Source organism: Gemmatimonadaceae bacterium (genome assembly GCA_037721215.1).
In the GTDB taxonomy this organism is placed as follows: domain Bacteria; phylum Gemmatimonadota; class Gemmatimonadetes; order Gemmatimonadales; family Gemmatimonadaceae; genus UBA4720.
The window spans coordinates 68,868-78,569 of record JBBJNV010000023.1 but is presented as its reverse complement, the minus strand read 5'-3'; the positions used below and the strand labels follow the sequence as shown (position 1 = coordinate 78,569).

Sequence of the window (9,702 nt, the reverse complement as noted above, 5' to 3'; positions counted from 1 at the left end):
CCTTCACCCATGAAAGACTTATCGATCGGTCCAGACTGCGCAACGAGCGGTAAACCGCCGTGTCGAGTTCGATCTCGGCAGATTGAGGATAACGCTCCGCGCCATCCCGGCCCTGCATCACTGCCGGACGCGGGAAGCGAACGAAAATCGGTTGCGTGAAATGCGGATGACGAACCATCAACTGTCCTTTTTCGAGCGTCGCGAGCCGTGTCCGCGTAGCTGGGCTCAAAACAGAGTAGCCGGGAGTCGACAGCTCGTCTGCGTCCATTCGCCCGTAAAGAGCAGTTCCGGAATTGCCGGCGACTCTGCGATGCACCTGAGATCGGAATTGTTGCGCGCTGAAAAGAACCAGTCCGAGATACCGGCCTCGCTCCGCAATGTCGAGAAGCATTTTGCGTACGTAGGTTTCGGGTCCGTCGCCCGGCGCGTACTTGTTGAGTTCGTCGACGAATACAATCAGGTGCTTGACTCCAAGATCACGCCGCTCGAGGTGTTCGCGAAGTCGCGAAACGATGCGCGCGAAAATCAGATCCTGTGCGTCCTCCTCGAGCGTGGCGACGTCCACTACGTACACCGCACGGTCCTCGAAGCTCCCGAACGGAAGATCGCTTACGTCCCCCGTATCAGTAACAAGTCCGGCGCAACGCGTGGAGATGTTCGACAAACGGTTGCGGACTTTCCTGATGGTGGCAATGTGATGAGTGCGCCACGATTCCGAATTGGCCCTCTCCAGCCCGCGGAGAAGATCCCGGAACCACGCTTCCAGATCGGCAAAGGACTGAACTGTATGTTCGCGCGAAAGATGCGCATCCTGATCGAACTTCCTGTCGACGACCCGCTCTTTTATGAAATCAATGAGGGCATCAGCTTTTGCATCGATGTCGTCCTTGTTCAGCAATACTTCAGCGTACTGGAGAACTTCCCTCAGCCCCCACGTGAGGGGCGTAACGTTGTCAAGCAGTGCCTCGTTCGAGCGGAGAGTGTTGAGACCGAATCCCTTCGCGTTGTACGGCGCGAAGTAGCGGACGTTCTCGAACGGCGCAGGCTTGACACCCATCTTTTCATAAAGCTCGCGGTCCCTGTCCTCGAGGTGTCCGGGCTGATCGAGGAAACACAGGTCCGGACCCTTGACGTTGAAGCAGACTGCGGCAATTGAGCCTTTGCTTTCCGGGAAATGAGCAAACACTGACGCGAGCAGCCATTCGATAGCGCTGGTTTTCGTGGCAAGGCCCGACATGCCGGAAATATTGAGATGAGCCGCTTCCGGACCGAGCAGAAAATCGGCATCGAGGTAGATGACCGAATCTGTCGCGCCCGCGCGGTAGACGCCGACGGGTATGCCCGTGCTTGCGCCCTCCTTCAGATATCCGTCCATTCTCAGCGCGACTGCAACGTCCTCCTCGCCGGCAAGAAACACCTGGCCCATTGGGACAGGCTGAAGGGGCTCTTCCGGAATCTGTCGCAGTACCGCCGCAGTATACAGCCGGATCTCCGCACGTTCGGTCACCGCGAAGCCCGCATTTGCGGGTGACCCGTCATGGCCCAGCACGTCATGCATCGGCGAATGCAGATCCGTATAGCTGAATCCCTCGATTACAACGCCGTAGATCTGAGGGATCTGACCCTCGACGGGGTTGGCGCCTTCAACTCGCACGATAGTCCCGATCCCCACCGGCGACGAAAGCGCGGTCCAGAAGTGAAATTCGTGTGGCGTATTGGGTCGCCGCTCGGTAGCGACGACACGGCCAAGCGGATCGCTCAAGAAATCGCCCTCAGAAATTCTTCGGTATCCCGGATTCCGTAAGCGAGCTTGTCCCACCGCCCGTCGGGCATCGCCAGCGGCGCACCTTCGGCGAGTATCCAGCCGGAGACCTCGTCGGCACGGGCTGCAATGTCGCCGCCGTCGGCTACCTCTACTCTTACGAGCCCGAACAACGCATCGCGACCCGCCGGCTTTCGTATCCTGAGATACCAGCTGGCAACCGCGTGGCGAGCCCTTGGGGACACCCTGAACACCGATGACCGTTCGCCCGCGCCGAGCGCGGCGAGAGCGCGGAATGCATCGCCATCGGCATAGAGGCGGCGATGAGTCTTGACGACCCCGACCGCTAACCATGACGTCGATATCGCGGCACTCGACGTGATACTCCCGTCGATGAAGAGCGCCGAGCGCTCAGTTGAACACCATGATTCGGCAAGTCGTTGCTCCAGCAGCTCGCGATCCCTCTGAACGCTCTGCACCGCGCTTTCCATGAGCGCGGCCGGATGCCGTGACGGGAATTTGCCCTGTGAGTTGACGGCTGCGGTATCTACTACCTGCGGATGGTTCAGAAAGGCTGAATCGAGGTCGTCAAGGTATCGAAAGGGGACGTAGTACCGCCGTTCCACCGCCGGAGGAAATCGCTGCCACGCAACCAGCCTTCTGTTCACACGTACGCGAACGGCGGCCGACACAGTCGCCCACACGATCGGAATTCCTCCAACCTGATTGACGATGCCGATACTCTGCGTGCCATCGACAAATGCGCCGAATGCGCTGTAACCCGGAGTTTGGCCCGACCGTGGGACCACCCTCGCGCCAAACACTGTTCCCTCGATAACGTCCGGCTCGACAATGACCGCAGGGTCGTCTGCGCGGCCGTATCTGCTTCCGTCGGTCGCGAGTTCCTCGACAGTTGTGGATCCTGCGATGCGGCTTGTAATAAACCTGCGCGCATCATGAACCGAGGAGGGCCAGGCGTCGCCAGCTTTGGCTGACGTTGCGTGATGCTTCACTCCAGTCCAATGTCCCACGCCTGCTCCAGATCCTTTTTCGAGTATGCGCGGAAAGCAGTCAGCGTCTGCGTGTTGCGAAGTCCCGGCACAGCGGAGATATGCTCGGTTACGACTCTGGCGACACCCTCATAGTCGGTGACCTCCACCAGTGCGACAAGATCCCACTCTCCGGATACCGAGTAAACCTGCGAAACTCCCTCGATACCGGCCAGCCGCGTGGCGCACTGGGGGATGGTCTTCGGGTCGGCTTTTATCAGGACAATTGCGGTGATCATGCGAGGTGCGTTGAGTGTCGGTGGCCGGTGGCACGACAGTGGGCAGTGCCATCTTGAAGCTGCTATACTTCTTCCCTGCAGCGAGCATCGCGGAGGGACTGATAATAACAGTATCGGCGCGGCGGAAGCTGCGCCATGTTGCATCCAGGAGCCTGCACAGTGGAATCGGAAGAACGGGAAGATCGCGGCGCGGGACGCAGCCAGAACGTAGTCCATACACTGCCGCGTTCGATGGCTTCAGTCCCTGGATTTCTGACGGGTCCACTCGAGCGGGTTGACCCATCGGCGGGCTCCACTCAGGTGCTCGTGCTGACGTCGGATGCGGAGAACGCGGTGGCATTGGCCGAAGCCGTGCTGAGGATGGCGGGTCCCGCAGGGGTCGAGTTGTTCCCGGTGACGACAGCACGGCGAGCGGCCCGGCTGATGACCGGCCGGCCGGTGCTCGCAGTTGCCGGCTCGCCCCGCGACATTCGCGAGCTCGTTCAGGGAAGTCACCTCAAGCTCCATGAGGTCAGGACCGTCGTTCTTGCGTGGGCCGACGAGATTCTGGCGGGCGATCCCGCGGATGTGGAGGCGCTCGAGTCGGTCATGGGGGAGTTGCCGAGGGACGCCGCCCGGGTGGTGGTCACGAGTCGGTCCGAAGGCCGGGTCAACGCTTTCGCCGAACGGTACCTGAGGCGGGCACGGCGGGAATCGGAACCTGTCCTAAGCGAGGACGCTGCCCCGATTGACGTTCAGTATGTGATGGTTTCCGCATTCGGCCGGTCTGCCGCCTTACGTCGCTTGCTGGATGACCTCGACCCCCCATCTGCCACGGTTATCGTACAGTCTGAAGAGTCCGAGGCCGAGGCGGGACGGGCGCTGCGCTCGCTCGGGTACGGGGGCGAGATGGCCCAGGTTCAGGTGTCCACGGGGCACGTGGCAGAAAACACCCACGCGGTCATCTTCTTCGAGCCGCCGTCCGGTCGTACCCAGCTGGCAACAGCGGCCGATGCCGGCGCAGTGATGATACTTGCCCTCACTCAGCCTCGCGAAGTTGCCGGTCTCCGCAGTCTTGCGGGCGGTCAGGTAACACCCTTTACTCTCCGTCAGGCCGGAACGGCAGCTCGCGAGAGCGAAATTGCGCTGCGACGCGAGCTGGCAACTCTGCTCGAGGCCGGGATTCCAGCCCGCGAAGTGCTCGCCCTTGAGCCGCTGCTCGAGCGGTATGATGGCATTGAGGTTGCCGCCGCAGCGCTGCGTCTGCTCGAGCGTGAGCGGACGATCCGGAAGGGACTCGAGGCGTCGGCAAGGATGAAGTCCGTGGCGCCCCGGGCCAGCGAGCGGCCTGCCACGTCCGACCGGGACAGAAATTTATCTGGTCGGCCACCCGGCCGACCGGTGCGCGACTCCAGGGACGGGAATCCACCCAGAGGCACTTCGTCGTCCCGAGGTAGTGCGACCGGGCGCCCCCGCGACGACCGAAGCGGCCCGCCGCGTGACAAGTTCTCGCGGCCGCCCCGCCCCGATCGTCAATGATGCAGTCGTTTCATCAGACCGGCGGCTGGATTGAAGTCGTAGCCGGCGTGATGTTCAGCGGGAAAAGTGAAGAGTTGATCCGCCGGGTTCGCAGGTCCATGATCGCCCGAAAGCGGGTGCAGGTGTTCAAGTCGCATCTTGATGCCAGATACGCGGGCATCAACACAGTATCAAGTCACGATGGACGTACCGTTCAGGCAATGCCCGCCGACTCGGCGGCACAAATCGGGCAGCAGGTCGACCCGATGGCGCAAGTGATCGCGATCGATGAGGCCCAGTTTCTCGACCGCGGGATACTTGGCCTGGTGACGTCGCTCGCGGCACGGGGCCGGAGAGTCATTGTCGCGGGCACTGATACCGATTTTAGAGGTGAGCCTTTTGGTCCGATGGCGGAGCTGATGGCAATCGCGGAAGTCGTGGACAAGCTGCACGCGATCTGCGTGCTGTGCGGAGGCCCCGCAAGCCGCAACCAGCGGCTCATCGAAGGCAGGCCCGCGCCCTACGATTCGCCGACGATCATGGTCGGAGGGACAGAGTCGTACGAAGCCCGCTGTCGCATGTGCTTCCAGTGCCCGGTGCCCGGTAATTCTCAGCAGCGTAGTCTGTTTGGCGCTGCCACCCAGACCTGAGGCCGCACCGTGAGCGGAGAGGGACACGGAATGGCGTGGGTTTACCTCGTGGTCGCCGGCTTTCTCGAAACCGGCTGGGCAATCGGGCTAAAGTACACAGACGGGTTCACACGGCTCGTCCCAAGCGTGCTCACCGCATGTGCTATTGCCGGAAGCATGTTTCTGCTTTCTGTCGCCGCCCGAACGATTCCGATAGGAACTGCGTACGCCATATGGGTGGGCATCGGCGCAGTGGGGGCGGTGCTGGCCGGTATCGTGCTGTTCGATGAGCCGCGCGATGTGATCCGGCTGTTCTTCATTATGCTGCTGATTGTCGCCCTGACAGGGCTTAAGCTGACGGCCCAGACCGGCTCCCCGCAAACGTAAGGTTTCGGGCACGTCATCAGTTTTCTGATGTGCGGTCCCGACCATCTGCTTAGGTTGGAACATCTCTCACAGAGGAGATCCGATGCGATTGTTTGGCCTTACGGGAAATATTGCCAGCGGAAAGTCGACGGTCGCCGACATGCTCGCCCTGCGGGGTGCGACCATCATCGATGCCGACGTACTTTCGCGGGAAGTGGTCGAGCCGGGAACGCCGGCGCTGGAAGCGATAGCGTATCGATGGGGGACGTCGGTACTCGATGAAAACGGGGCGCTCGACCGCGCCGCTCTGCGGCGAATCGTGTTTCAAAATGAGAACGAGCTCGGCGTCCTGAACGACATCGTCCATCCCGAGGTCATCCGGCGCCGGACGGCCGAAGTCGAAGCCGCGCGCGAGCGCGGTGAGACGATCGTCGTTTGTGTCATTCCGCTACTGTTCGAAAAGCGCTTCACCGATCAATTCGACGCGATCATTCTCGTAGACGCGCCCCGATCGATGCGGCTCGAGCGCATTGTCCGCGATCGCAAAATTGCCGAGACGGAAGCGATGAAAATGATCGCGGCGCAAATGCCTGCAGATCTCAAGCGCGCCCGCGCCGATTACGTGGTGGAGAATGCCGGCAGCATCGAGGCGCTGGAGATGGAAGTCGACCGGATCTGGAAACGTCTGCTTCAGCATCAAGTGGCGCCGCTCGATACGGCGAACGTTCCTTGACATCGTTCTCCTGGCCTCGATAGACTTGGCAGAAGCACGAATCGGCTTCATGAAACGTGGTTTTCAACTCGGCGAGGTATGCGGTGGCAAACATTCCGGACGACCTGAAGTTCACCGAAGAGCACGAATACGTGCGGACTACGGCGGACGGGACTGTTGAAGTCGGAATCACCGACTACGCACAGGGCGAGCTGGGCGACGTTGTCTTCGTCGAGCTGCCGTCCGTCGGCACGAAGCTCGCCAGACATGACGTTTTCGGAACCATTGAGGCCGTGAAAGCAGTCTCGGAGCTTTTTGCTCCGCTGGCGGGAGAAGTTACCGAGGTGAACTCACGGCTCGATCAGGAACCCGCGCTGATCAACAGCGATCCATACGGTGCGGGGTGGATGATCCGTATGCGCATCGACAATTCATCGGATGTAGACACACTGATGGACGCCGCAGCGTATTCGGGCCACATGGGGTAATCAGCCTCAGTCCGCGCCGGAAGTGGCTCCCCCCGGATCGCCCGAGATTCCTGTGAGGACCGTGCTGTCAGCGTAATCGTCCGTCGGTGGGCAGGAGCAGACAAGGTTTCTGTCCCCATACGCACTTTCCACCCGTGCAACGGCTGGCCAGAACTTGAAATCCCGTGTCCATTCCGCAGGGAATGCAGCTTTCTCCCTAGTGTAGGGGTGTGTCCACTCCGTGGCCGTAATGCGTGCAAGCGTATGGGGCGCGTTCTTGAGGACGTTGTCGTCCCGGTCGGCAGACCCGTTTTCTATCTCCCGGATTTCTTCGCGGATGGCGATCATCGCATCACAGAACCTGTCGAGCTCCGCCAGCGACTCGCTTTCCGTGGGCTCGATCATCAGCGTCCCCGCAACCGGGAATGAGACTGTCGGAGCATGAAACCCGTAATCCATTAGCCGTTTCGCGATATCCTCCACCTCCACACCGCTCGATGGCCTTACAACGCGCGTGTCAACGATGCATTCGTGCGCCACAGTTCCATGGGATCCCTTATAAAGTACCGGGAAATGTGGCTGGAGCCGGCGGGCGATGTAATTGGCACTGAGGATCGCAACCTTGGTAGCCAGCGTCAGGCCCGCACCTCCCATCAGCCGGATGTACGCCTGCGAGATCGGCAGTATGCTGGAACTGCCCCACGGCGCTGACGACACCGCACCCACTACGTCATTGCCGGGCAGTCCGATTACCTGATGGCCCGGGAGAAACGCTGCGAGGTGACTGGCGACACCAATCGGGCCCATGCCTGGCCCGCCTCCGCCATGCGGAATGCAGAACGTCTTGTGCAGGTTGAGATGGCAAACATCGGCACCAATGTCCCCCGGGCGACAAAGTCCAACCATGGCATTCATGTTCGCGCCGTCCATGTAGACCTGGCCACCAAACTCGTGCACGATAGCGCACACTTCGGCAATCCCCTCCTCGAAAACCCCGTGAGTCGACGGATAAGTCACCATCAGCGCGGCGAGGTCGTCCCTGTGCGCTTCAGCCTTCGCCCGCAGGTCCGGGATATCGATGTTCCCCGTCGAATCGGTTCGAATCACCACCACCTTCATTCCCGCCATGACAGCGCTTGCCGGGTTGGTGCCGTGTGCCGACTGTGGAGTCAGACACACATCGCGATGCTGCTCACCACGCGCGGCGTGGAACGCGCGAATTGCAAGAAGACCTGCGTATTCTCCCTGCGATCCGGCGTTTGGCTGAAGCGAGACCGCGGCGAACCCGGTGATCTCGGCAAGCGCCGCTTCCAGCTCAGCGAAAAGCTGCTGATATCCCTCTGTTTGCTCAACGGGTGCAAAAGGATGGATCCTGCCGAAGCCTGGCCATGTGACCGGCATCATCTCCGCCGTTGCATTCAGCTTCATGGTGCACGAGCCAAGCGGAATCATCGAGTGGACAAGCGAGAGATCACGGCTTTCGAGCTTGTGCATGTACCGAAGCAACTCGGTTTCGGACCGGTGGGTGTTGAACACCGGGTGCGCAAGATATTGCGAAGTGCGCTTGAACCGTTCGTCATACCGTGAATCGACGCTGCTGGCAAAGGTTTCGGATACCGGCTCGCCGCCGAAGACGGCAAGCAGAGACGCCAGATCAGCATCGCTGACGGTTTCATCGAGCGCAATGCACACCGCGTGATCCCCCACTGCCCGCAGATTCACACGACGTTCCGCCGCCGCGGCGAGTATCCCCGTCGCAACTCTGTGGCCGAGCTCGACACGAATCGTGTCGAAGTAATCGTCGTGGGCGATTTCGTATCCGATGGCTTTGAGCCCTTCGGCGAGCACCGCCGCGAACTGATGGACGCGGGACGCAATGCGTCGCAATCCTTCGGGACCATGGTAGACAGCGTACATGCTCGCGACGACGGCCAGCAGAACCTGAGCAGTGCAGACGTTGCTGGTTGCCTTCTCGCGACGTATATGCTGCTCGCGCGTCTGGAGTGCCATCCGAAGTGCCGGCTTCCCGTCGGCGTCGCGCGAGATGCCGATAATCCTCCCCGGGAGCTGACGCTTGAACTCATCCCTGGTGGCGAAAAACGCGGCGTGCGGCCCGCCATACCCTAGCGGCACTCCAAACCGCTGGCTGTTACCGACCACTATATCGGCACCCCACTCCCCGGGAGGAGCGAGCAGCGCAAGGCTCAACAGATCAGCGGCAACAGTCACCAACGCTTCCGCGGCATGAGCGCGATCACAAAGATTCCGGTAATCGATCACGGCGCCGTCAGTAGCCGGATACTGAATCAACACCCCGAAAACTTCATCACCCAGGGCCGCTGTATGATCGCCGACGACGATGCGCAACCCGCGTGCATCGGCTCGCGTTCTGACGACGTCGATTGTCTGAGGGTGGCACCGGTCAGACACGAAGAAAACGTCCCGTCCTTTCTTCCCGCGCAATCCGTAACTCATCGTCATCGCTTCAGCGGCAGCCGTCGCCTCGTCAAGAAGCGATGCATTGGCGATCTGCATCCCCGTGAGGTCGATTACCATTGTCTGGAAATTCAGCAGGGCCTCGAGACGGCCCTGCGCTATCTCGGCCTGGTAAGGTGTGTAGGCCGTATACCATGCCGGGTTTTCAATGATGTTTCGCTGAATGACAGGTGGGGTCACGCAGTCGGAGTAACCCATTCCGATGAATGAACGGAAAATGCGGTTCTTTGCAGCGAGTGTACGGAATTCCGCCAGAACTTCATGTTCCGCGCGCCCGTCGGGCAACGCAAGTCCGGCGCGGTACCGTATACTGGCTGGAACCGTCGCATCGATGAGCTCGTCGAGGGAGTTGAAACCGATCGCTCCGACCATCGATTCGATATCGTCGGAACTGGGCCCGATGTGCCGCGGAACAAAAGATTCAGCCGGCACGAGCGAGGCGCCCAGGTGTTTAATTGTCGTTGCCATGATGGACTCAATTTAAC

General features: G+C 60.7%; 9 protein-coding genes. 5 read left to right on the top strand and 4 right to left on the bottom strand.

Features of this window, described 5'->3' with window-relative positions:
• From WKF55_13040 to WKF55_13030, 3 genes are all read right to left on the bottom strand, one after another.
• Positions 1–1,762, bottom strand: a 1,762-nt coding sequence (locus WKF55_13040; GenBank protein ID MEJ7760503.1) for a hypothetical protein, incomplete at its 3' end; no start/stop codon positions are given.
• The gene (locus WKF55_13035) at positions 1,759–2,793 is read right to left on the bottom strand and encodes a hypothetical protein (protein ID MEJ7760502.1); all 1,035 of its coding nucleotides are present in this window, start codon (positions 2,791–2,793) and stop codon (positions 1,759–1,761) included. The genes WKF55_13040 and WKF55_13035, both read right to left, overlap by 4 nt.
• Positions 2,772–3,050 (bottom strand): Lrp/AsnC ligand binding domain-containing protein, encoded by a 279-nt coding sequence (locus WKF55_13030; protein MEJ7760501.1) that lies wholly within the window; start codon positions 3,048–3,050, stop codon positions 2,772–2,774. Before WKF55_13030 ends, WKF55_13035 begins: the two co-directional genes overlap by 22 nt.
• A gap of 159 nt (positions 3,051–3,209) precedes the next feature.
• On the opposite strand from WKF55_13030, the gene WKF55_13025 reads away from it, so the two are divergent.
• From WKF55_13025 to gcvH, 5 genes are all read left to right on the top strand, one after another.
• A complete protein-coding gene (locus WKF55_13025; GenBank protein ID MEJ7760500.1) occupies positions 3,210–4,568 on the top strand; it encodes a DEAD/DEAH box helicase in 1,359 nt (452 codons plus the stop codon).
• Complete coding sequence (locus tag WKF55_13020; GenBank protein ID MEJ7760499.1) at positions 4,565–5,197, top strand: thymidine kinase; 633 nt, start codon at positions 4,565–4,567, stop codon at positions 5,195–5,197. The genes WKF55_13025 and WKF55_13020 overlap by 4 nt, the downstream gene beginning before the upstream one ends.
• Positions 5,198–5,227: 30 nt before the next feature.
• Entirely contained in the window at positions 5,228–5,563 is a 336-nt protein-coding gene (locus tag WKF55_13015; protein MEJ7760498.1) for a multidrug efflux SMR transporter, read from the top strand.
• An 82-nt stretch (positions 5,564–5,645) separates the two neighbouring features.
• Positions 5,646–6,275 (top strand): dephospho-CoA kinase, encoded by a 630-nt coding sequence (gene coaE / locus WKF55_13010; protein MEJ7760497.1) that lies wholly within the window; start codon positions 5,646–5,648, stop codon positions 6,273–6,275.
• Positions 6,276–6,358: 83 nt separating this feature from the next.
• Complete coding sequence (gene gcvH / locus WKF55_13005) at positions 6,359–6,742, top strand: glycine cleavage system protein GcvH (protein ID MEJ7760496.1); 384 nt, start codon at positions 6,359–6,361, stop codon at positions 6,740–6,742.
• A 6-nt stretch (positions 6,743–6,748) separates the two neighbouring features.
• On the opposite strand, the gene gcvP is transcribed toward gcvH, so the two are convergent.
• Complete coding sequence (gcvP, locus tag WKF55_13000) at positions 6,749–9,685, bottom strand: aminomethyl-transferring glycine dehydrogenase (GenBank protein MEJ7760495.1); 2,937 nt, start codon at positions 9,683–9,685, stop codon at positions 6,749–6,751.
• Positions 9,686–9,702 lie beyond the last annotated feature (17 nt).